Source organism: Pseudomonas sp. F8002, from assembly GCF_013385495.1.
Classification (GTDB): Bacteria; Pseudomonadota; Gammaproteobacteria; order Pseudomonadales; family Pseudomonadaceae; genus Aquipseudomonas.
Genome location: NZ_JACAPW010000017.1, coordinates 84336 through 107363, shown reverse-complemented (window position 1 = coordinate 107363; position 23028 = coordinate 84336). Strand labels below are relative to the sequence as shown.

General features: G+C 61.9%; 24 protein-coding genes. 17 read left to right on the top strand and 7 right to left on the bottom strand.

Annotated elements, in window-relative coordinates; translation table 11 throughout:
- Positions 1-11 precede the first annotated feature (11 nt).
- From HX811_RS15050 to phnX, 9 genes are all read left to right on the top strand, one after another.
- Positions 12-278, top strand: a complete 267-nt coding sequence (locus tag HX811_RS15050) for a PepSY domain-containing protein (RefSeq protein ID WP_003210334.1) — start codon at positions 12-14, stop codon at positions 276-278.
- A complete protein-coding gene (locus HX811_RS15045; RefSeq protein ID WP_003210336.1) occupies positions 278-823 on the top strand; it encodes a cytochrome b/b6 domain-containing protein in 546 nt (181 codons plus the stop codon). The genes HX811_RS15050 and HX811_RS15045 overlap by 1 nt, the downstream gene beginning before the upstream one ends.
- A gap of 23 nt (positions 824-846) precedes the next feature.
- Entirely contained in the window at positions 847-2115 is a 1269-nt protein-coding gene (locus HX811_RS15040; protein ID WP_256344433.1) for an exo-alpha-sialidase, read from the top strand.
- Positions 2115-2714, top strand: a complete 600-nt coding sequence (locus tag HX811_RS15035; protein ID WP_177046420.1) for a hypothetical protein — start codon at positions 2115-2117, stop codon at positions 2712-2714. Before HX811_RS15040 ends, HX811_RS15035 begins: the two co-directional genes overlap by 1 nt.
- Entirely contained in the window at positions 2714-4732 is a 2019-nt protein-coding gene (locus tag HX811_RS15030) for an LTA synthase family protein (protein WP_177046418.1), read from the top strand. Before HX811_RS15035 ends, HX811_RS15030 begins: the two co-directional genes overlap by 1 nt.
- Before the next feature lie 126 nt (positions 4733-4858).
- Entirely contained in the window at positions 4859-5950 is a 1092-nt protein-coding gene (psrA, locus tag HX811_RS15025) for an iron-containing alcohol dehydrogenase PsrA (protein WP_177046416.1), read from the top strand.
- 93 nt (positions 5951-6043) lie between these two features.
- Complete coding sequence (locus HX811_RS15020; protein ID WP_003210345.1) at positions 6044-7339, top strand: MFS transporter; 1296 nt, start codon at positions 6044-6046, stop codon at positions 7337-7339.
- Positions 7340-7375: 36 nt separating this feature from the next.
- Positions 7376-8248 (top strand): LysR substrate-binding domain-containing protein, encoded by an 873-nt coding sequence (locus HX811_RS15015; protein WP_087695146.1) that lies wholly within the window; start codon positions 7376-7378, stop codon positions 8246-8248.
- Positions 8249-8336: 88 nt separating this feature from the next.
- Positions 8337-9164, top strand: a complete 828-nt coding sequence (phnX, locus tag HX811_RS15010; RefSeq protein WP_177046414.1) for a phosphonoacetaldehyde hydrolase — start codon at positions 8337-8339, stop codon at positions 9162-9164.
- A gap of 39 nt (positions 9165-9203) precedes the next feature.
- On the opposite strand, the gene HX811_RS15005 is transcribed toward phnX, so the two are convergent.
- On the bottom strand, positions 9204-10169 hold the full coding sequence (locus tag HX811_RS15005; RefSeq protein ID WP_003210351.1) for an oxidoreductase: 966 nt from the start codon (positions 10167-10169) through the stop codon (positions 9204-9206).
- A gap of 97 nt (positions 10170-10266) precedes the next feature.
- Between HX811_RS15005 and HX811_RS15000 the strand changes: the two genes are divergently transcribed.
- Positions 10267-11211 carry an AraC family transcriptional regulator gene (locus tag HX811_RS15000; protein ID WP_177046412.1) on the top strand — a complete coding sequence of 315 codons (945 nt, stop codon included), beginning with the start codon at positions 10267-10269 and terminating at the stop codon, positions 11209-11211.
- On the opposite strand, the gene HX811_RS14995 is transcribed toward HX811_RS15000, so the two are convergent.
- Genes HX811_RS14995 through HX811_RS14980 form a run of 4 tightly spaced genes read right to left on the bottom strand, consistent with a single transcriptional unit; the run spans position 11175 to position 13014 of the window.
- Positions 11175-11621 (bottom strand): NUDIX hydrolase, encoded by a 447-nt coding sequence (locus tag HX811_RS14995; protein ID WP_177046410.1) that lies wholly within the window; start codon positions 11619-11621, stop codon positions 11175-11177. The two genes, HX811_RS15000 and HX811_RS14995, sit on opposite strands and share 37 nt — an antisense overlap.
- Positions 11622-11651: 30 nt before the next feature.
- Positions 11652-12035: a cytochrome c family protein gene (locus HX811_RS14990; protein ID WP_177046408.1), complete on the bottom strand. Its 384-nt coding sequence runs from the start codon at positions 12033-12035 to the stop codon at positions 11652-11654.
- Positions 12032-12466, bottom strand: coding sequence for a VOC family protein (locus HX811_RS14985; protein WP_087695151.1), 435 nt, complete (start codon positions 12464-12466; stop codon positions 12032-12034). Before HX811_RS14985 ends, HX811_RS14990 begins: the two co-directional genes overlap by 4 nt.
- Positions 12467-12489: 23 nt before the next feature.
- Positions 12490-13014, bottom strand: a complete 525-nt coding sequence (locus HX811_RS14980; protein WP_143495556.1) for a GNAT family N-acetyltransferase — start codon at positions 13012-13014, stop codon at positions 12490-12492.
- Positions 13015-13138: 124 nt separating this feature from the next.
- Here HX811_RS14980 and HX811_RS14975 point away from each other — a divergent pair, with 124 nt between their 5' ends.
- The 4 genes from HX811_RS14975 (at position 13139) to HX811_RS14960 (ending at position 17319) form a co-directional block, all read left to right on the top strand.
- Positions 13139-13858: an SDR family oxidoreductase gene (locus HX811_RS14975; RefSeq protein WP_177046406.1), complete on the top strand. Its 720-nt coding sequence runs from the start codon at positions 13139-13141 to the stop codon at positions 13856-13858.
- Positions 13859-14000: 142 nt separating this feature from the next.
- Complete coding sequence (locus tag HX811_RS14970) at positions 14001-14378, top strand: response regulator (RefSeq protein ID WP_177046404.1); 378 nt, start codon at positions 14001-14003, stop codon at positions 14376-14378.
- A 101-nt stretch (positions 14379-14479) separates the two neighbouring features.
- A complete protein-coding gene (locus HX811_RS14965) occupies positions 14480-15094 on the top strand; it encodes a biliverdin-producing heme oxygenase (RefSeq protein WP_177008168.1) in 615 nt (204 codons plus the stop codon).
- On the top strand, positions 15091-17319 hold the full coding sequence (locus tag HX811_RS14960) for an ATP-binding protein (RefSeq protein WP_102605925.1): 2229 nt from the start codon (positions 15091-15093) through the stop codon (positions 17317-17319). Before HX811_RS14965 ends, HX811_RS14960 begins: the two co-directional genes overlap by 4 nt.
- Positions 17320-17675: 356 nt before the next feature.
- On the opposite strand, the gene HX811_RS14955 is transcribed toward HX811_RS14960, so the two are convergent.
- Both HX811_RS14955 and HX811_RS14950 read right to left on the bottom strand, forming a co-directional pair.
- Entirely contained in the window at positions 17676-18995 is a 1320-nt protein-coding gene (locus HX811_RS14955; protein WP_003210366.1) for an ATP-binding protein, read from the bottom strand.
- Positions 18992-19702: a response regulator gene (locus HX811_RS14950; protein WP_177046402.1), complete on the bottom strand. Its 711-nt coding sequence runs from the start codon at positions 19700-19702 to the stop codon at positions 18992-18994. Before HX811_RS14950 ends, HX811_RS14955 begins: the two co-directional genes overlap by 4 nt.
- Positions 19703-19866: 164 nt before the next feature.
- Between HX811_RS14950 and HX811_RS14945 the strand changes: the two genes are divergently transcribed.
- From HX811_RS14945 to HX811_RS14935, 3 genes are all read left to right on the top strand, one after another.
- Positions 19867-20655: a VacJ family lipoprotein gene (locus tag HX811_RS14945; protein WP_177046401.1), complete on the top strand. Its 789-nt coding sequence runs from the start codon at positions 19867-19869 to the stop codon at positions 20653-20655.
- The gene (locus HX811_RS14940) at positions 20645-20890 is read left to right on the top strand and encodes a hypothetical protein (protein WP_003210371.1); all 246 of its coding nucleotides are present in this window, start codon (positions 20645-20647) and stop codon (positions 20888-20890) included. Before HX811_RS14945 ends, HX811_RS14940 begins: the two co-directional genes overlap by 11 nt.
- Positions 20891-21027: 137 nt before the next feature.
- The gene (locus tag HX811_RS14935) at positions 21028-22947 is read left to right on the top strand and encodes an alkaline phosphatase D family protein (protein ID WP_177046398.1); all 1920 of its coding nucleotides are present in this window, start codon (positions 21028-21030) and stop codon (positions 22945-22947) included.
- The last annotated feature ends 81 nt before the right edge of the window (positions 22948-23028 follow it).

The following is a 23028-nucleotide window of genomic DNA, read 5'->3' as shown; positions in this document are numbered from 1 at the left end:
AGAGTGCTTCCATGCGCAAAATTCTCTTGCTGTCGCTGATTATCGCCAGCCCCATGGCCTTCGCCGGCCCGCAATGCACCACTGCCGAGCGCTCGCAATGGCAGGACCAGAAGGCCTTTCAGGAGCAACTCAAGGCCCAGGGCTACGAGATCAGCAAGTTCAAGGTTACTGACGGCAACTGCTACGAGATCTATGGCTTTGACAAGGACAAGCGCAAGGTCGAGATCTACCACGATCCAGTCACCGGCAAGGCCGTGAAGACAGAGATCAAGGGCTGATGCCAGCAACCTCCCTGCGCCTCTGGGACCCGGTGGTGAGGGTGTTTCACCTCTCCATCGCCGGCGTCTTTGTGGCCAATTACTTCTTCAACGAAGCAGGCGACGACTGGCACGTATGGCTGGGCTATTACGCCATGGCCTGGTTGCTGGTGCGGTTGGTGTGGGGATTTGTCGGTCCGCGCAGCGCGCGCTGGGCGGACTTCTGGCCAACGCCGGAACGGCTCATGGGCCATGTGCGTTCACTGCTCAACCGCCGGCCGCAGCACCGCCTGGGCCATTCGCCCATTGGCGCGCTGGTGATGATTCTGATGTTGCTGGCGCTGCTGGCTATCGGTGCCAGTGGCTTTTTGATGCAGGAAGTCGACGCCCTGTGGGGCGCCGATTGGCCGCTGCTGTTGCACGAAACTGCCGCCAATGTACTGGCCGGCCTGGTAGGCGTGCATGTGCTGGCGGCGTTGTTTGAAAGTATCCAGGTGCGGGACAACCTGCCGTTATCCATGCTCACCGGCCGCAGGAGGCGCCTGCCGGATGACCGTGCGCAGTAATCCTTTTTCCCGACAGGTTCTCTATGCGCCCGCTTTTAATGATCTGCAGTCTGCTGGTGGTGTTTTTCGCCGCCTGGCAAAGTCATCCGCCCCACGTATTGGCGCCGTTTGCCCAAGGCCCCAAGGACAGCTCGCCAACAGCGGCCGCCCCGCAATACAGCAGCCGCTTTGTCTCCTCGCAGCTCAATGACTTTGTGCATTCCTCCTCGGTCACCGCCCTGCCCGGCGGCGACCTGATGGCCGTGTGGTTTGCCGGGTCCCGCGAGGGCGCCGCCGATGTGCAGGTGCGCACCGCCCGCTTTGACGCGAAAAGCGCCGAGTGGGGCCCGGAGCAAGTATTGGCCACCCGCGAAAGCACCCGCGACGGCACGCACCGCTACATCCGCAAGCTGGGCAACCCGGTGATCGCCCTGGCACCGGACAATCGCCTGTGGATGTTCTACGTTTCGGTGTCGGTAGGCGGCTGGGCTACCAGCGCGATCAACGTGATGGTCTCGGATGACCTGGGGACGAACTGGTCGGCCCCTCGGCAACTGATCACCTCGCCATTCTTCAATATCAGCACGCTGGTGCGCGCCGCACCGGTATTCCACGCTGACGGTTCCATCGGCCTGCCGGTGTACCACGAGTTCATGGGCAAATTCGCCGAGTACCTGTACTTGAGCCCCGACGGTGCGGTGGTCGACAAATTCCGTATCAGCCGTGGGAAGAACTCGCTGCAGCCGACCATCGTCCCGCAGGACGGCCAACGCGCCATCGCCATGTTGCGTTACGCCGGCGAAACCCATCACCGAGTCCTCGCCAGTCGCACCGAAGACGCCGGCCAAACCTGGAGCGAGCCTTACCCATTGGAACCGTCCAATCCCAACTCCTCGCTGGCAGCCGTCAGCACTGAAGGCGACGGTTTGCTCGTGGCCCTCAACGACCTGCAGGACGGCCGCTTCAAGCTCAGCCTGTACGGCACCGATGCCAAGCTCAATCAGTGGCGCACCGTGGTGGAACTGGATCAATCCCCCGATCCCTTGGGCCAACCGTTCTCCCCTGCGGCCTACAAGGAAATCATCGGCGAAGGCTTCCGCGCCTCCAGCGGTGCCCTGCGCCTGCCGCTGGAGCAACGTTTCCTCAGCAACCTGGATTACCGGGTGTGCAAGCCCCGTGGCTGCGATTTCGAATACGAGTACCCGTACTTCAGCCGCAGCCCGGACGGCATGTACCACCTGGTGTACTCGTGGAATAACACCTTTATCAAACATGTCAGCTTCAACGAAGCCTGGCTGTCGGAGCGCCTGTGATGGTTTATGTATGGCAAGCGCATTTGAGTTTTGTGCTGTTGGGTTTTGTGCTGCTGAGCCTGTTGCGCGTCACGACGCCCTGGCGGCCGTGGCTGCTGCCGGTGTTGGTGGTGGTGAGTTTTATCCCGGTCAACGAACTGCCGTTGGCGGCCTATGTGCGCAGCTTCACCGATGACCTGGCCATCAGCACCCTGGTGTTGCTGGCGTGGGTCAGCCTGTGCCGGTTGGGTGTGGTGCAGCCGCTCCAGCGCCCGCTGAAGGTCCAGGTGCTGCTGCTGTTTGGCATCCTGAGCCTGGTGCTGTACCCGGCAACGATGGGCCTGACGTACTTCGACCCCTACCGCTGGGGTTTCAACCCTCGGCCGATGATCGTGCTGATAGGCGCGGCAGCACTGTTGATGCTCTGGCTGCGTAATACGCTGGCGGTGTGGATGCTCGCGGCGGGCACCCTGGCGTTCGCGCTGCGGCTCAAGGCCTCGGAAAACTACTGGGACTATCTGATCGACCCACTGCTGACGGGCTACTGCCTGGTGGCCGGGTTGTGGATGCTGGCGATGGCTGCCTGGCGCCCTCTTTTAAAATTGCACAGAGGTCAATGATGGGATGGTTGCACTCGCGCCGCCTGCGCTACGGCGTGGGCGCGATCGGTTTGGTATTTGCGTTGCTGGCGGCACTGCGGCTGGTGTTTGTATGGGGATTTTCCGGGGTCGACCTGAGGGAGCCCGCACTGCTGGAAACCGTGGGCATCGGCCTGCGTTTCGACCTGCGCCTGGCGGTGCTGATCCTGTTGCCCCTGGCACTGCTCGCCTGGCTGCCACGCTGGAACCTGGTGACTGTCCCCGCCCTGCGCTGGCTGGCACGGGGTTATCTGCTGCTGGCGCTGGCCATCGTCGGGCTGGTGTACATCATCGACTTCGGCCACTACGCCTACCTCGGTGTGCGCATCAACGCCACGGTGCTGCGTTACCTGGAAGACGCACAGATTTCACAACAGATGGTGTGGGAAACCTACCCGGTGCTGTGGATAACCTTGAGTTGGCTTACCGCCGTCGGCCTGTGGACCTACGCTCTGGTTCGCCTTGAACGCATCACCCTGGATGGCGAACGCAAACCCATTGGCAAGCTGGCCATCGCATCCGTGGCCACCGTCGGCGTGATCGCGGTATTGCTGGCCCTGCTCGGCCGCGTCGCCAACCTCAATATCGAAAATCCCGTGCCCCTGCGCTGGAGCGACGCGTTCTTTTCCGGCAACAACCAGATCGCCGCCGTGGGCCTCAACCCGGTGCTGTTTCTGTACGACACCCTCAAGGTCGGCCAGTCGCAATTCGATGAGGCGCGGGTGCGAGAGCATTACCCGCAAGTCGCGAATTATCTGGGGGTCAGCCAGCCCGACCCCGAGCAGTTGAACTTCGCCCGTGAACAAGCCGTGCAGCCTTATCGGCTCAAGGGCGAGCGCCCGCCGAACGTGATCTTCGTGATGCTCGAGTCCCTCGGCACCAGCGCCGTGGGCGCCTATGGCAACCCGCTGAACCCCACGCCGAACCTCGACAAGCTGGCGAAGGAAAGCTGGTTCTTCAAACACTTCTACGTGCCCGTCACCGGCACCGCCAAAACCGTGTGGGCGAGCATCACCGGCGTGCCCGACGTTACCCGCCAGGAGACGGCAACCCGCAACCCGCTGATCACCCGGCAACACACCTTGATCAATGCGTTCGAGGACTACCAGAAGCTCTACATGATCGGCGGCAATGCCGGCTGGGCGAATATCAACGCCTTGATCCGCCAGAGCATCGACGGCGTGAAGCTGTATGACGAAAGCCACTGGCGCTCGCCACGGGTGGACGTGTGGGGCGTTTCGGATCTGGACCTGTTCAAGGAAGGCGACGAACTGCTGCGGGCCATCCCCAAGGACCAACCGTTCTTCGCCTACCTGCAAACCTCCGGCAATCACCGCCCGTTCACCATCCCCAGGACCAACGATGGCTTCAAGGTGCATGACCTCACCGTGGAACAAGTCCAGGCCGCAGGCAGCCGCAGCGTCGAGCAATACAACGCCGTGCGCCTGCTGGACTTCAACATTGGCCGCCTGATGGAAATCGCCAAGGCTGGCGGTTACTACGACAACACCATCTTCGTGTTTTTCGGCGACCACAACACCCGAATCAGCCAGATTCCGCACATGGCGCCGGCATTCGAGCAGCTTGGGCTGGAAAGCAACAACGTGCCGATGATGATCCACGCGCCCGGCCTGCAACCCCGGGTGATCGAAGAAGCCGTCGGCCTGGCGGACCTGCTGCCGACCGTGGCCGGCATGGCGGGCATACCGTTCCGCAATGGCGCGATGGGCCGGGATATCCAGCAACCTGCGCCGGAAGGCGAGCGCGTGGTGCCGCTGGTATTGCGCGAGGGCACGTTCCCGCTGATCGGCGGCGTGACCAAGGACTTCCTGCTGCAAATGGAGCACGACGGCAGCTCGCCGACCCTGCATGACCTGGCGTCGCAAACGCCGAGGGACGATGTGGCTCAGCAGTATCCCGAGGAGTTTGAGCGGTTGCAGGGGCTGACCCGTGGCCTGCATGAGAGTGCGCGATTGATGTTGTTCCGGAACGTGCGCTGAAGTCACCTGGCGGTTGGGCTGTACTATCGGCCCAGCCAATCCATCCCCCCAATCTATCGATTTGAGGTCCACCTCACCCTCCCCGACTATGGCGGCACTTCCAATAACAAAAACCAGGAACCCGCCATGACTGCCCGCTTCCACAACCCGGTAGACACCCGCTTCGGCTGGGGCTGCCTGCAAGAACTCGCCGCTCTTACCGAAGGCCAGAGCGTCGCCCTCGTGACCTTTCCCGAAGCCCGCGGGCTCGGTCTGGTAGACCGCATCCAGGACCTGCTGGGTGAGCGCCTGGTGTACGTGATCGAAAACGTACAGCCCAACCCCGACGTGGCCCAACTGCGCGACACCTACGAGCGTTTCTGGCTGCAGGCCGGTGATTGCCAGGTGGTGGTCGCCGTCGGCGGTGGCAGTGCAATTGATACGGCAAAGGCCTTGATCGTCGGCACAGATTCCGGGGATTTCGACGAGCTGCTGGCGTTGCTGGCCACCGGCAAACCTTTCGCGCCGGCCCGCCACAAGCTGTTGATTGCCGCACCGACCACCGCCGGCACCGGCAGCGAAGTCACGCCATGGGCGACGATCTGGGACTCCGCCAGCCTCAAGAAGTATTCGCTGCACCTGGACTGCACCTGGCCGACAGTGGCGATCATCGACCCGCAGTTGATGCTGACGGTGCCGGCCGGGGTCACGGTGTCCACCGGGCTGGATGCCTTGTCCCATGCGCTGGAATCGATCTGGAACGTCAACGCCAACCCGGTCTCCGACACCTTCGCCATCTCCGCCATCGAAGACATCCTGGAATGCCTGCCGCGCTTGCGGCGTGACCTCGGCAACCAGGAATTGCGCTCGCGCATGGCCTTGGCGGCGCTGAAAGCCGGCCTGGCTTTTTCCAACACCAAGACCGCCCTCGCCCACTCCATCTCTTATGAGATGACTCTGCACCACGGCCTGCCCCATGGCATCGCCTGTTCCTTCACTTTGCCGCTGGTACTGGGCCTGGCATGGGGGCACGACGCCGCGCGGGACCGCACCCTGCAACGGGTATTCGGCACCGACCTGCAGCAGGCCCAGGCGCAGTTGCGCGACTTCCTCCACAGCCTGGACGTGAAGACCGAATTTGCCGACTACGGCGTGAATGCCACCGAGGCCGAGGCGATGATCCGCTTCGCCCTGCAAGGCGCACGCGGCAAGAATTTCATCGGCGCGCAAGCGGCCTAGACTCATCGTAATTCGGTCGTTTCCTGTTGCACCTATCAAGAGTGCCCCCCGGCGGCTGCGGTCGCCGGGGCGAATAACAATAAGGAAAACATCATGAATCGTGCACACGTGCTGCCTGTTCCTGCCGTCCGTACCTCATCGTTTCGCGTAGCCCAGTGGCGCATGCTGCTGGCGGCGATGTTTTGTTATCTGTTTTTCTACACCGGCCGCCAGACCTTCGGCTTTGCCATCCCCGGGATCCAGGCCGAGTTCGGCCTGACCAAGGAAACCCTCGGCTGGGCCTCCGCGGCGATGCTTTGGGCCTACGCGATTGGCCAGGCGATCAACGGCAACCTCGCCGACAAGTTCGGCGGCCGCCGCATCATGACCCTGGGCGCGGTGCTGTCCTGCGCGGCCAACTGGGTCACCAGTTTCGCCAGCGGCTTTGCCGGGTTGATCCTGCCGTGGGGCATCAACGGTTACTTCCAGGCTCTCGGCTGGGCACCCGGCAGCCGGTTGATTTCCAATTGGTGGAGCGCCGGCGAGCGCGGCAAGGTGTATGGCTTTTATGTGTTCGCCGCCGGGTGCGCCTCGGTCCTGTCGTACGTCACCTCCATCGTGGTGCTGGAAGTGTTCCAACTGGAATGGCGCTGGATCTTCCGCCTGCCGGTGCTGTTGATGTTGGCGGGCGGCATCATTTTCTACCTGGTGGCCCGCGAGCGGCCTCAAGACATGGGCTTCGAGCCCCTGGCCGATACCGGCGTGGCGAATGCCGAAGACAAGAATCATGAAGTGGCCCACGGCGAAGTCGAATCCTCGGCGCAGCGCTACAAGGCGGTGCTGAAAAATCCGCGGCTGATCATCGCCGCGATCTCCCTGGGTTTCCAGAACGCCGCCCGCTACGGCCTGATCGTCTGGGTGCCGGTGCACTTCCTCGGGGCCAACTGGAAAAGCGGCGACAGCATGATCGACCCCAAGTGGATCACCGTGGCCCTGCCGGTGGGCATGGCCATCGGCGCCCTGAGCAACGGCTGGGTCTCGGACAAGCTGTTCGGCTCCAAACGCTACCTGGCGATCATGCTCTACATGTTCCTCGGCGCCGCCACCAGCCTGTGGATGTGGAGTTTGCCGCCCCACAGCGCAATCGGCCTGGTGGCGTTGTTCCTCTGTGGGTTCTTCGTGTACGGGCCGGCGTCGAGTTTCTGGGCGCTGTGCCCGGACCTGGTCGGTGCCAAGCGTGCGGGTACGGCCACGGGCGTGATGAATTTCTCATCCTATCTGTTCGCCGGCCTGGCGGAACCGCTGATCGGCAGTATGCTCGACAGTACCGGCAATACCTCGCTGATCTTCATCGTCGTGACCTCGGCCTGCCTGTGCAGCGCAGCGGTGGCGTTGTTTATCCGACGTTGATGACCGGCCCGGCGGACCTCAGGAACAGGACTCGTTATGTACCAGTACCACAAGTGGCTGCGCTCGTTTCATGCGGTGGCGAAGACCGGCAGTTTCACCCTCGCCGCCGAATACCTGAGCGTCGGCCAGCCGACGGTCAGCGAGCAGGTCAACGGGCTGGAGAAGCAGTTCTCGGTGGAGCTGTTCCACCGTCGCGGGCGGTTTATCGAGATGAGTGCCGCCGGGCACGCCCTTTACGGGATCACCCAGGGGCTGTTCGGCCAGGAGGATGAAGCCATGCAACTGTTGCAGAGTTTCAAGCAGCGCAAGACCGGGCTGCTGCGCCTGGGCGCGGTGTCGCCGCCGATCGCGATGAACCTGACCTACGAGCTGATGCAGCGCCACCCGGACATCGAACTGGAAACCTCGTTTTCCCCGGAAAAGGAAACCCTGGACCGGCTCTTCAACTTCGATATCGACGTGGCGATCCTGGCCCTTTCGGAGTTCGACCAGCGTTTCGACACCCAACTGTACCGGCGCTATCCGATTATTGCGGTGGTGCGCGATGACCACCCGTGGGCCCGGCAGAAAGAGGTGCACGTGGAACAGATCAGCCGCGAAAAGTGGGTGATGCGCGAGAAAAGCTCACGCACCCGGCAACTGGTGGAAGAAAGCTGCAAGCGCCAGGGCATCGCCGTGAACTGCGTGATGCAACTGAACAGTCGCGAAGCCATTGTGCACGCGATCACCAAGGGCATCGGCATCGGCTTTGTGTCTGCCGTGGAATACGCCGAAACCCCGGGCACCACGCCGATCACCTTCGTCGACCATCCGTTTTTCATCGACTACCACTTGTGTTGCCTGGGCATCCGCCGCAACCGACCGATGATCGCCGAGCTATTCGAGGCCAGCCCGATCCCGGCCACCTGATCGTCTTGACCGTTTAAACCCTCACCAGGCGCTTACCTCTTCTTTGAGAGAGGGACGGCCTGCTCACACCTGAAAATGGAGACTTGCCATGCACTACCAACAACCTTCCAAGCTGCAAGCCGTGGTCCTGGACTGGGCCGGCACCGTCGTCGACTTCGGTTCCTTCGCCCCCACGCAGATTTTTGTCGAGGCGTTCGGCGAGTTCGGCGTCGCCGTTTCCTTGGAGGAAGCCCGCGGCCCGATGGGCATGGGCAAGTGGGATCACATCCGCACCTTGTGCAACCTGCCGCAGATTGCCGAGCGTTATCGGGCGGTGTTTGATCGCTTGCCGACTGACGAGGATGTCACTGCACTGTATGAACGCTTCATGCCGTTGCAGATCGAGAAAATCGCGCTGCATTCGGCGGTCATTCCCGGCGCCCTTGAGGCGATCAACACCCTGCGCGGGCAGGGCTTGAAGATTGGCTCCTGCTCCGGGTACCCGGCGGTGGTGATGGCCAAGGTGGTCGAGCTGGCGCGACAGAACGGCTACGTCGCCGACCATGTGGTGGCGACCGACGAGGTGCCCAACGGGCGCCCGCATCCGGCGCAGGCACTGGCCAACGTGATTGCCCTGGGGGTCAGCGATGTGGCCGCGTGCGTGAAGGTCGACGACACCTGGCCGGGGATCCTGGAAGGCCGTAGCGCCGGCATGTGGACGGTGGCGTTGACCTGTTCCGGCAACGCACTGGGTTTGACCTACGAGCAATACAGGGCGCTGCCTGCTGCTGAGCTGGCGCTGGAGCGTGCGCGCATTACACAGATGTTCGAGGGCTCGCGGCCGCATTACCTGATCGACACCATCGTCGAACTGCCGGCGGTGATCGACGATATCAATGCGCGTTTGGCGCGCGGAGAAACGCCGCAGGGTTCTTGATGGGCCGATGGGGTCAGTGAGCTGACCCCACACTGCGGCCTATCGCCCTGCGACAAGCTGCTCGCTAAGTATCCACAGCCGCTGCGCCAACCCGGTATCCACCGCCCACGGCCTGACACCCAACTGCTCTTCCGATTCCGCACTCACTGCCGCCGCCACATCACAGTTCTCGCAATAGACCCCGCCCATTCCCGCCAACTGCCCACTCACCGCGCACCACACACTGGTGGCCGCGCCTTGCTCCGGGGTTTTCATGTTCCGCTCAGGGTCGATCACCGGTTTCCCGTGCTCGTCGACATAGCCTGATGCCTGCAAGACTTCAGGCTTCATGTGCCGCACCAGATCGGTAATGATTCCACCGGGATGCACCGCAAAAGCCCTTACCCCACTCGCCGCACCGAGCGTATCCAGATGCACGGCGAACAGCGCATTGGCAGTCTTGGACTGACCGTAGGCCCTCCATGGATCGTAGGCCTGGCGCTCGAAATTCCAGTCGTCAAAGTCGACGGCGCCGTGCACATGCCCCCGTGAGGACAGCGTCACCACCCGTGCACCTTCGGCGCGCTGCAAGGCCGGCCACAGGCGCTGGGTAAGCAGGAAATGCCCGAGATGGTTGGTCGCAAACTGAGATTCGTAGCCCTGGGCATTGCGGCTCAGCGGCGGCGCCATGATGCCCGCGTTATTGATCAGCAGGTGCAGCGGGCAGCCTGTCGCCAGAAAGCGCTCGGCAAACTGTTCGATGGACTGGGCGTCCATCAAGTCCAGGGGTTCAAGTTGCAGCTGTGGGTAAGGTTTGAGTGCGGCGCGTGCCTTGGCCAGGTCACGGGCCGGGACGATCACGCGGGCGCCCGCGGCAGCCAGGGTACGGGCGGTGACCAGGCCAATGCCGGAGTAGCCGCCCGTGACAATCGCCACCTTGCCCGAGAGATCGACGCCCCGGATGACTTCGGCGGCGGTGGTTGCTGCTCCATAGCCGCTATGGATCGGTTTTTGTACTGTGGGCATGACAGAGTCTCCATTGGACGTGTGGTTAACACGCTACCCCTCGAAAGCCGTACTCTGAATACTCGATTATCCCATTTACATGCGTAAAAGTACGAATATGCCCAGCGACCCGTTTTCCGAGATTCTCACGTTCGTGAATGCCCAATCGGTTATGACCGGCGGCTTCAGCGCGGGCGGCGCCTGGGCCCTGCGTTTTCCCGCGCCGGACAAGATCAAGTTTTTCGGGGTGGTGAAGGGGCAGTGCTGGTTGTGGATGGATGGCGAACTGGCGCCGGTGTTGATTGAGGCGGGCGATGTGTTCCTGCTGTGTGCGCAACGCTCGTTTGTGCTTGCAGGCGATGTGTCTGTCGCGCCTTTGGAAGCGCGGCAATTATTCGCTGACGCCGGCCGCTTCCCGCAAATCGGTGACGGCCAGGGCTGTGTGCAAATCGGCGGCTACGTGCAACTGGACCCGGAGAGTGGCGGCCTGCTGGCCAACGCGCTGCCGCCCCTGATCCACGTGCGGGCCACGTCGCCGCAAGCGACAATCATGCAATGGCTACTCGGCCAGTTGGCACATGAGGGGCAAGCCAATTTGCTCGGGGCAAGCTTGGCGTCGGCGCAACTGGCGCAGTTGATGTTTATCCAGATCCTGCGGGCCTATGTCGAGACCTCGGGCGTATTACCCGAAGGCTGGCTGCGCACGGTCAGCGACAAGCGCCTGGCCCTCGCGCTGCGCTTGATGCACAGCGAGCCGGGGCGTGCCTGGACACTGGAAGACCTGGCTACGGCGGCTGCGATGTCGCGCACCACCTTTTCGCACTACTTCAAGAGCGTTGCCGGGGTACCACCGTTGGCGTACCTGACCGAGTGGCGCATGCGCCTTGCACAACGAGCGTTGCGCGAGGGGAATCTGTCAGTGGGCGTGTTAGCGCAGTCGTTGGGGTACGGATCCGAAAGTGCGTTCAGCAACGCCTTCAAGCGAGTGACAGGAAAGGCCCCGAGGCATTATCGGGACGCGTGCCGTCAATCCAGTAGCGCGGCGCCCTTGAGCAGCGCGTAAAGCCCTTCCGGTACCAGTGGCGACTGCGCGGTGAAGCTTGAGCTGCCCTTCCAACTCACCTTGAACGCAAAACCGTTGCTTTCAGCACCGTCAAGATACGGCTGCTCGTATAGGCTCTGATCCGCAAATTGGCCATCGTAGACCTGGACGATCTCGTGTCCGGGGTTGCCGTCGTAGGTGAAGATACTTTCAAGCGTGCCGAGCAAGTGCAGGCTGTGAATAGGCTGCGCCAGTTCCTCCTGGACTTCTCGCACGATGGCCTCGGCGCTGTGTTCACCGAATTCGATGCCGCCACCGATGGGGCGAAAGACTGTCTGCTGTTTCACCGCATCCTGGAATTCGTGAACCAGAATTCGACCGTTGCGGTGAAAGATACAAAGGGCAAGCGGCCGGATACGCGGTGCGACCATGGGGTGAAATCCTTGTCTTGGGATCGGTGTTTATTGCGCCTGAAATGTCGCAAGGTACGCCAGCAAGTTGTCGATTTTCTCCTGATCGCTGATCCCCCAGAAAATCATCCGGGTGCCGCTCACCACCTTTTTCGGCGCCTCGATATAGGCGGCCAGCTTGTCCCGCGTCCAGACCACGCCTGAATTTTTCATCGCATCTGAATACTGATAGTCAGTGGTGGTGCCAGCCGGTCGACCAATGATGCCGTTGAGTTGCGGCCCGAAACCGCCCCGTGCATTTTCGCCGACGCTATGGCAACCGCCACAGGTTTTGCTGAACAGCTTTTCACCGGCTTGGGCATCGCCTTCTGCGAGAGCCTGGAGACTGAAGGCCCCACCGATCAAGGCAATGGCCAGTAAAACGGCGTATTTCATGAATGAGTCCCCACAGGTCGTTCGCCCAACCGCTGCACCAGACGCACCAGGTAGCCGTCCGGGTCTTGCACGATGAACTGCCGCTGCCCCGCTTCCACCTCACCCGCCCGGTACCAAGCGTCCTCAACGTCGCGGAACAGCGGCCAGCCGATGGCAGCCAGACGCTGCAGAACAGGCGCCACGGCAGGCACATCGATTTGCAGGTTAATGCCTCGTCCCAAGGGTTTTTCCAAGGGTGCGGTCAGCCACTGGCCGGCATCCGGATCGTATTGCTCCAGCATGATTTGCGCGCCTTGCAGGTCGAGGTAGGCAAAGCCTTCTTCGGAGCGCTGATAACCAATGTCGAATCCCAACTGGGTGACCCAGAAGTCGAGGCTGCTCGTGAGGGCCGTCACGATGAGTTCGGGGACGAGGGGGTTTCGGATAAACATGAGAATCCTTGGGGTGCCTTTACTTAACGCGCTACGACCTGCCATGACATGGCACAGCGACTGCCCGGCGCAAAACCGTGACGATACTCCTCACGCAGAGCCTCTGCCAAACGATGATCCGGCGCCAGCGAATGTGCTTGCTCAAATCCCAGCCGCTGATAAAACGGGCTGTTCCAGGGCACGTCGCAAAATGTGGTCAAGGTGACTGCCCGCAACCGGCGCGAGCGAGCCTCATTCATCACGGCCTCAAGCAATTGCCGCCCTGCGCCACGGCCCTGCATGACCTGCGCCACCGACAGTTCATGGATGTGCAGGTCGTCATCAAGCATCTGTGCACTGAGAAAACCCTGGACCTGGCCAGCAGCATCCACCGCCACCCAACACGTACCCCACGCGATCAACTGCAGATGACGTTCAACACTCATGACCTCGGCATCGGCCAGCCAGCTCAAGGATTCGATCGCACGAAAGGACTGGGCCGCACTGCGCTCTATTGCAGGTAAACACACTGCGTCGGGTGCGGCGGCAAGTCGGATAACAGTCAGCATGAGACAACCCGGGATCGTTGAAACACCTGAGATTAACATCTGGAAACAGCCACTCAATTGATATCACCCCACCACTCTGCTTGCATGCCCGCTCCTCTCGGCACAGCGGTTCAGGAGACAAGCGATGAAAACCATGGTGGTCGGTGCAAGCAAAGGATTGGGCAGGGCCTTGATGGAAGGGCTGGGCGGGGTTGGGGATACGCTGATCGGGGTGTCCCGCAGTCGCCCTGATCCCTTGATGTGCAGCACTGGCGCCGAGGTGCGCTGGGTGGAAGCAGACCTTGGCGTGCCTGGCCAAGCGGCGCACGTCATCGAGCAGGCGGTGGCGGCAGGCGGGCTGGACACACTGATCTATAACCTGGGCATCTGGGAGGCGCGGGCGTTTGATCCGGCGTACAGCTATCTCACCGACGAGGACACGCAACTGGAAGCCATCGTCAGCTGCAACATCACCGCACCGCTGTTGTTGGTCAAGCGGCTGCTGCCGGTGTTATTGAAGAGCCCACAGCCGCGCATCATCCTCACCGGCTCAACCTCGGGACTGCCCCAGAGCGGCCGGCCCGAAGTGGCGTTCGGCGCCTCGAAATTCGCCTTGCGCGGCATCGCCGATGCGCTGCGTGAAGGCTATCGCCAGCAGCGCCTGGGCGTCACTTGCCTGAACCTGGGCTATCTGAATACCGAAGATTCCTTGAGCACCTCACGCACCCAGGCCGAACAGCGCGGTGAGGGCCAATTGATTCCGGTGCATGACGTGGTGCAGGTGGTGCGTATGGTCTTGAGCCTGTCCGGCGCCAGTTTCGTCAAGGAGCTGACATTGCCGGCGCTGCTGGATGAACGCTTCTAGCAGGTTTAGCCAGTGGAGCGCCCTGCCCTGACGCAATTCAAAGGCAACCAAATGACCACCCATCGCAAAAAAAACATCCAATCGAACCTATTCAACGGCGCCCCACTCCACCTTACTTAACCCGGATGGTGGAGTAAGGATCATGGCTCAGCCATCGATATTGGTGCTGGAAGACGACGAAATCATTCGCTCGTTGATGGTAGATGTACTGGAGGAATTCGGCGCGGTGGTGACCTCGTTTCCGTCCGCAGACGAAGGGATGATTTTTCTTGAACGGGCCAGTGATCCGGTAGACTTGATTGTCAGCGATATCCAGATGCCCGGCCTGCTCAATGGCTACGACTTGAGCAAAGTAGTCGCCCATCGCTGGCCGACGCTGCCGGTGGTGCTGACCTCGGGCAACACCGAAATGGCCTCGCAGTTGGGCAGCACCGTGCGGTTCCTGCCCAAGCCATGGACCACCAAGCGCCTGATCGACTGCGTGCAGTCGGCCCTGGTGAAGGATTCACCCATGCACTGATAGCATCGCGATATCAGCCAAGGCGAACTTCACGGCGACTCCTGCGGTCAGTTATTAAGCAACCTTACATGGCCAGCAGGCCCCCAGTTCGAGTTTACTGAATGCATTCACAGGCCCATGACGTTGGTGCGCCCCCTGTACTTGAAGCCCTGCGCTCGGGTACCGCTTTACTGCACGTCGCCCTGGAAAAGCGCTTGCCGTTTTTCTCCCCGCAGCTGGATCACACTCGGTATAAACGCCTGCTCCAGGCCTATTACGGGTTCTACAACCCTCTGGAAACGACGCTGAACGACAGCGGCTTGATCCCCGTGGGGTTTGATCAGGTGCTGCGTCGCAAAACTCCCACCTTGCTGACGGATCTTCACGCCCTGGGCCTGGACGCCCGAGCCATCGCCGCCCTTCCCCATTGCATGTCGCTACCGCTCCTCGACACGCCGGCCGCCTGCCTGGGCGCGCTGTATGTGCTGGAAGGTGCCACCCTGGGCGGGCAGATCCTGCGCCGGGAAATGGCCCAGCGCCTGGGACTGGATGCCGACAACGGCGGCGCGTTTCTCAACGTGTACGGCGCTGAAACCGGTCGGCGCTGGAAAGACTTTCTCGACTACCTGAGCCATGTGCCCCTCGATGCGCACGCCAAACTGCGCGCCGTGAACGCGGCTCGCTCGACATTCAGCTGCTTTGAGCAATGGCTCGACAGCCAGGAGGTACTGCTATGAAACCCGAAGATTTTGAAGAGTTGCTTGCCAACTGTGCAGACGAACCCATCCGCTTCCCGGGGGCCATCCAGCCCCACGGTGCGCTGCTGACCCTGTCCGAGCCGGACCTGCATATCGTGCAGGTGAGCGCCAACGTAGCCGAACTGTTCAACCACTCGCCGGAATCCCTGCTGGGCCAGCCGCTGCACACATTGATCGGCATTGAACATGCCGAAGCCGTCCGGGCCATGGTCACGCAAAACAGCTTTTTCGACGCCGCACCGCTGCACATGACCCTCAACGGCGCCGAGTTCGAAGGCTTGCTGCACCGCCATCAGGATGTGCTGGTGCTGGAGTTCGAACCACGGCTCAAGGACTTCCAGCCGCGGGCACTCAATGGTCGGACCAGCAACCTGGGCAAGATGCTGCAACGCCTGCAGGCAGCGAAAACCCTGCAAGCCTTGTATGAAATCAGCGTCAACGAAATCCAGGCCATGACCGGCTACGACCGGGTGCTGATTTATCGTTTCGAAGAGGAAGGCCACGGCCAGGTGATCGCCGAAGCGTCCGCCCCGTCGATGGAATTGTTCAACGGCCTGTTCTTCCCGGCGTCTGACATCCCCGAACAAGCCCGGGAGCTGTACCGCACCAATTGGCTGCGGATCATCCCCAATGCCGATTATGAGGCAGTGCCGCTGGTGCCCAGGTTGCGCCCGGACACCGGCCAGCCCCTGGACCTGAGCTTCGCCACCCTGCGCAGCGTGTCGCCGATTCACTGCCAGTACATGAAAAACATGGGGGTGCTGTCGTCCATGAGCATCTCCCTGATGGCCGGCGACAAACTCTGGGGCCTGATCAGTTGCGGCAACCGCCAGCCGCTGCTGGTGCCCAATGATTTGCGCACCGCGTGCCAGACCATCGGCCAGGTGCTGTCGTTGCAGATCAGCGCCATGGAGGCCCTGGACCTAAGCCGCCAGCGCGAAGAAAAAGTCGAGGCCCTGGCCTTGCTCAGCCAGGCCATGCAGGCCTCGCCCGCAAACGTCTTCGATGGCCTGGCGCAGCGTCCGCAATTGCTGATGGACCTGACCCTCGCAGGCGGTGTGGCGATCATCGAAGACAAGCAACTGCACCGTTACGGCAATTGCCCGGAACCTGCGCAGATTCGCGCCCTGCACAAGTGGCTGCAAGAGACCGGGCAGCCGGTTTTTGCCAGCCATAACCTGGCCTCGGTTTACCCGCCGGCGGCTGAATACCAGCACGTAGCCAGTGGCGTGCTGGCCATGAGCTTGCCCAAGCCGGTGGACAACGGCGTGTTGTGGTTTCGTCCCGAAGTGAAGGAAAACATCAACTGGAGCGGCGACCCGAACAAACCCCTGGACCTGGAAAGCACCGACGCGGGCCTGCACCTTCGCCCACGCACCTCGTTTGAAATCTGGAAGGTGGAGATGGCCGGCATTTCCACCAAATGGAGCCACGGTGACCGCTTCGCCGCCAACGACCTGCGCCGCTCGGCCCTGGAAAATGACCTGGCCCGCCAGGTGCTGCGTGAACAACAGGCGGTGCGCGCCCGGGATGAACTGGTGGCGGTGGTTTCCCACGACCTGCGCAACCCGATGACGGTGATCTCGATGCTCTGCGGCATGATGCAAAAGGCCTTCAGTTCCGATGGCCCACACACCTCGCGACGGATTTCCTCGGCCATCGATACCATGCAACAAGCCGCCGGGCGCATGAATGTGCTGCTGGAAGATTTGCTCGACACCTCGAAGATCGAAGCCGGGCGCTACACCGTCAAGCCGGTGGCCCTGGACGTGAGCCAGATGTTCGAGGAGGCCTATTCACTGCTCGCGCCCCTGGCGATGGAAAAGGGCATCGACCTGTCCTTCAATGCCGAACCCGGGCTGCAAATCCATGCCGACCCGGAACGGTTGTTCCAGGTGCTGTCGAACCTGATCGGCAACGCCATCAAGTTCACCCCGCGCCAGGGCAATATCGGCATCAGTGCGTTGAGCAATGGCGAAGAGATCGTGTTTTCGGTGCGTGACTCCGGCGAAGGGATCGCCCCTGATCAGTTGCCTCACGTGTTTGATCGTTACTGGACGCAAACCGAAAACAATCCCACCGGCAGCGGCCTGGGGCTGTACATCACCCAAGGCATCGTGCAGGCCCACGGCGGGCGGATCGAGGCTGAGAGTGAGTTGGGGCGAGGCAGCGAGTTTCGGTTTACGGTGCCCAAGCCGGCTTGAAACGGCGCCTCATCGAGACGGCGAAGCATATGGAAACCCAAAGGCCCGGAACGCCGGACCGGGCCAGGGCCACTGATCAGGACGCACTCAAAGGGAGGTGAATGCGCACACTTCACGTCCTTTCTAATGAGAGCCAAAATCTATGTCCTTTCCAATCATTGGCAGCGCTTTCCATATCCAATCCTTCAATGGGCCCACTCATTCGCCTCAAGCCACTCAACCCGTCCAACCTGTTCAGCCGGCCCCCAAACCAAACGATGAGCCCTCGCGTAGCAGTTCCAACCAGCAAAGTTTTCAGTCGAACAGCAGTAATCTGAGCGGTTTGGGACCCAATTTGCTCTGACCGTTAAGCCTTCCTAAACCGGCAACACCACCACGGCGGCCAACCCGCCGCACGGGCGATTTTCCAGGGTCAGCGTTCCACCGTGTTCCAGGACGATCGCCCGTGCCGTGGAGAGTCCCAAACCGACACCCCCGGTACTTTTATTGCGTGAACCTTCCAGACGAAAGAACGGCAGGAACACCTGCTCATGCTGCTCCTGCGGGATGCCCGGGCCACGGTCCAGCACCCGCACCGTCACCCTTCCCGGGCTCTGTTGCAGCTCAATCTGCGGCGCCAGCCCGTAGTGGATCGCATTGTCCATCAGGTTGGTCATCACTCGCTTGAGCCCCAGCGGACGACCGAAATACACCAGCCGTGGCGGGCCATTGAAGCCGATGTCGATGGACTGGTCGCGGTAGTCGTCAATCAGCGTTTGCAGCAACTCCGCAAGGTCCAGTTGGGTGGCCTGTTCCAGGCGCGCATCGTCGCGAAAGAATTCCAGCGCGGTGTTGATCATCGCCTGCATCTCGTCGACATCCCGGAACAGGCGGTGCTGCTGGTCGGCATCTTCGATGAATTCCCCCCGCAGGCGCAGGCGGGTCAGCGGCGCACGCAGGTCATGGGAAATCGCGGCGAGCATCTGGGTGCGGTCCTGGATGAAGTGCTGCAACTGCGCCTGCATGCCGTTGAACGCGAGAATCGCCTGGCGGATTTCCTGGGGGCCGACCGGCTCGATAGGCGGCGCACGAAAGTCGGCGCCGAAACGTCGCACACCCTGGGCGAAATACTGCAGCGGCCGGGCCAGGCGCCGGGTGGCGATCAGCGTGACCAGCGCGGTGGAAATCAGTACCAGCATCAGCACGATCAGGCTTCGCGGGCCTTCCGCCAGGCCCCAGCTGCGCGACGGCGCGCTGAACATCAGCCAGGATTCATCCACCAGCTGCACCACCAGCGCATAGCGCCCGCCGGGGCCAGGCCAGTCGGACGGTTCGTAGGCTTCCATTCGCCGTTCCGGCCCCTTGAGCAGCTGCTTGAACACCTGGTCGGAGTGAAACCCCGGGTCTTCCAGAACCGGCACATCAATGCCTGTGCGGGTGGCCGACCAACTCACATTGAAGCTGTCATCGGCCACTGCCCGAGTCAGTTGCGCGCGCTGGGACGGCTCCGCCGCTTCGATCATCCGCACGATCACCGCGACCTTCTCCAACAGGCCGGTTTCACCCAACGGCGGCCTGGCCCAAACGCCAGCCAGTTGCACAAACAGCGCATTGAAGGCCAGCGCAGTGAGCATCGCAATCAGGATGGTCAGGGCAATCCAGCGGGCCACGGTGTCCCGAGGTTTGAAGCGGCTCATGAGCGGGTCACCGCGACGGTGAACTGGTAACCACCGTTGCGCACGGTACGAATCATCGCCGGGCGCTTGGTGTCGAACTCCAGCTTGCGTCGCAGGCGGCTGACCTGCACGTCGATGCTGCGGTCGAACGCGTCGTGGCTATGGCCCCGCGCCAGGTTCAGCAATTGCTCGCGGGTGAGCACGCGCTGCGGGTGTTCGACGAACACCAGCAGCAGGTCGAACTCTCCGGACGACAACGGGATCATCACCTCGTCCGGCGAGCGCAACTCACGGCGCGTCAGGTCCAGTTGCCAGCCGGCGAAACGAATCAGCGGGCGCGACACGTCGCCCAACGTCGGCCGGTTTTCACCCGCCCGACGCAGTACGGCGCGCACCCGTGCAAGTAATTCACGGGCATCGAAAGGTTTGCTCAGGTAATCATCGGCGCCCATTTCCAGGCCCACCACGCGATCACTCAGTTCGCCCATGGCGGTCAGCATGATCACCGGTGTTGCGTATTGCTGGCGCAGGCGCTGGCACAGCAACAGGCCGTTATCCCCCGGCAGCATCAGGTCGAGGATGATCAGGTCGGCAGGTGTACGCTCCATGGCCGCCCACAGCTCGGCGCCATTGGCGGCGGTCTCGACCGTGTAGCCATGTTGCAGGAAGAATTTCTTCAGCAGGGCGAGGACCTCGAGGTCATCGTCCACGATTAAAAGATGGCTCACCGATGGGCATCACTTGGTCTTGTCGATGCGCCATCTAAAACCATTCGACGCGGCCCGTCATATATTTCAATCGTGCAATAAAGCGTCAACGGCGCAATAAAGCAGACATCTTTGCGCAAGCTGCGGCTGCCAGCATCGGCTTCCTTTTCCCGGAGACTGACCCCATGCGCTCGCTGACGTATCCCCAGCACCTGGCTCGCCAGGCGGTGTTGTTGCTGACTGTGTCTTACCTCACAGGCTGCGCGAGCCCGGCCAACGTAACGAGTACCACACGCTGCGCACAGGTTTCCTACCCGGTGTATGACCCCGCTGAACCAGTCAACCGGGGCGTGTTCGCCTTCAACCGCGCGGTGGATGACTACGCCCTGGCGCCTGTAGCCCGAGGCTACCGATACATGCCGGAGTTTTTCCAGCAGGGTGTGCATAACTTCGCCAGCAACTTCAGCGAGCCCAAGGTCTTCATCAACGACCTGCTGCAAGGCAACCCACGGCGCTCGATCAACACCCTGGGACGTTTTGCGGTGAACAGCACCGTGGGGATCGTCGGCTTGATTGATGTCTCGGACCCGCTGGGCATCCCTCGCCACACCGCCGACTTCGGCCAGACCTTTGGCGTGTGGGGGATTGGCAACGGACCGATTGTCGAACTGCCGTTGCTGGGCACCGGCAACAGCCGCGATGCGGCGGGCAAGGCCCTGAACTTCCTGGTGGCGCCGCTGGGCGACAGCGATACCGTGCAAACCCTGGGCACCATCAGCCTGGTGGGTGGCACAGTGGACACGCGCGCCTCGTTGCTGCCGCTGACCGACAGCCTGCAAAAGCTGCCGGACTACTACAGTGCCTTGCGTAACGTGGTGGCCGAACACCGCGCGGCCTTTGTGCTGGAGGGCAAGCAGGGGGCGACATCGCCTCAGGCCGATAATTGTGCACAGGGAGCCGGCGATGATTTCTGAATCAAGCTCACTGGTCCTGCAACGTCAGGTTCGTAAACGCGGGACCAGCGCCCTGCTCTGCCGGGAAACCCGCCTGAGCCTGTCGTCGGAGCAGGGCCGCCTGGTGCTGAGCCGCTATGTCGAACGGTACAGCCCGCAGGGTGTGCGCTGGGTCGAGCGCCAGCACAGTGTGGCCCTGGCCGAAGTGCTGCGCTGGATGATTGCCGAAGGCGAGACCTGCGCCACGCAGTCATGATTTGAGATGAAAGGTTTATAGCCCGGGCCAGTGGGCGCCGGGTAATTTGCGGCTCGCCCGGGTATCGCGCCTTAACAAAACGCTGACATTCAATGCGTTACCTTTTCGGCCCAACCTTGCCCAGAGCCGTTGCCTTGATGCCTCACCCCGACACACTTCCCGCTGTACTCGCCGGCCCGTTGCTGCGACGCCTGGAACCGCGGCGCCTGGTGATGTGGCTGGTGGGAAGTCGTCCCCTGGCATTGACCCTGAGGCTGCAAGTCGCCCAAGGCGCGGCGCTCGATATCGAGTTGGACGCCAGCCAATACAAGGTGGTGCCCGTCGGGCGCCAGGCCTTTATCCACCTGATCGACGTACCGCTGGCGGAAGCCCTGCCCCAGGACGTGAGCATCGGCTACGACCTGCTGGTAAACCGTGCCGGTATCGCCGAATGGGCGCCGCACCTGCTCTACCCGGGCGCACAAGGCCCGCATTTCGTCCTGCACAGCCGCATCCACCAATTGGTCCACGGTTCCTGCCGCAAGCCCCATCACAGCGCAGCCGACGGTTTGCTGTGTGTCGACCGGCTGCTGGCCGAATCGAACACCCTGGAGGAACGCCCGGCCTTGTTGATGATGAGTGGCGACCAGGTCTACGCCGACGATGTCGCGGGGCCGATGCTGCGGGCCATTCATGCGCTGATCACGCGCCTCGGCCTGTTCGACGAACACCTCGACGGTGCCGTGGTCGACAACAGCGCCGCGCTTTATGAGCATGCCGCCAGCTACTACCATCGAGCCGACCTGTTGCCCGCCCTGAAGAGCAACGAGACCCTGCGCGAGCGTTTTTTTGGCGGGGTGAAGAAGCCTATTTTCACCAGCAGCAGCGCCGACAACCACCTGGTGACTTTTGCCGAGGTCATGGCGATGTACCTGCTGGCGTGGTCGCCCGTACCGTGGCAGTTGATCACACCGCAAGCGCCGCAACTGCGCGCCGAAGGGCACGTACGCTATGGGCACGAGCAAGTGCAGATCGACACGTTCCGTAACGGCCTGGGTGGCGTGGCCAGGGTGTTCGCCCACCTCTCCTGCCTGATGATCTTCGATGATCACGACATCACCGACGACTGGAACCTCAGCGCCCAATGGGAAGAAACCGCTTACGGGCATCCGTTCTCCAAGCGCATCATCGGCAACGCACTGCTGGCCTACATGCTGTGCCAGGGCTGGGGCAATAACCCGGATGCGTTCGATACGGTGATCGGCAAAACCCTGGCGCTCACCACACAGGCCCACGACAACTACCTGCAGCCTGTCGCTCAAGATGAGCTGGTGGATGATCTGCTGAAGTTCCAGCAATGGCATTACGTGCTGCCCACCACCCCCGCACTGGTAGTGCTCGACACCCGTACCCGGCGCTGGCGCAGCGAGTTCAACCTCAAGCAACCCTCCGGCCTGCTGGACTGGGAAGCACTGAGCGAACTGCAACAGGAGCTGCTGGATCACCCTTGCGCGATCATCGTTTCACCGGCGCCGATCTTCGGCGTCAAGCTGATCGAAACCGTGCAGAAGGCCTTCAGCTGGTGCGGCTACCCGCTGCTGGTGGACGCGGAAAACTGGATGGCCCACCGCGGCGCGGCACAGGTGATCCTCAACATCTTTCGTCACTCCCGCACACCGGGCAACTACGTGATCCTCTCGGGAGACGTGCACTACTCGTTCGTCTATGAAGTGCTGATTCGCCACCGCAATGCCGGCCCAAAAATCTGGCAGATCACCAGCAGCGGCATCAAGAACGAATTCCCGCCGCGCTTGCTGGAATGGTTCGACCGTCTCAATCGATGGCTCTACTCACCGCGCTCACCGCTGAACTGGTTCACCCGTCGCCGACTCATGCAGGTAGTGCCGCATATTCCGGAACACGCCGAAGCGGGCGAACGGCTCTGGAATTCTGCCGGGATCGGGCAGGTGTTTTTTAACCGGCAGGGGCAGCCTGAGGCGATTTATCAGCACAATGCCAATGGGGCGCCCAGGACCAGGATGGCGGCGCCTGATCAGAAGCTGAACCCAAGCAAATAGTGGCTTTTAGCCACATCCCCACTAGACCAAAGACCCCCTTCTAAGCGCCAAGGCGCCGTTGTACAGTACCGCCAGCCACGG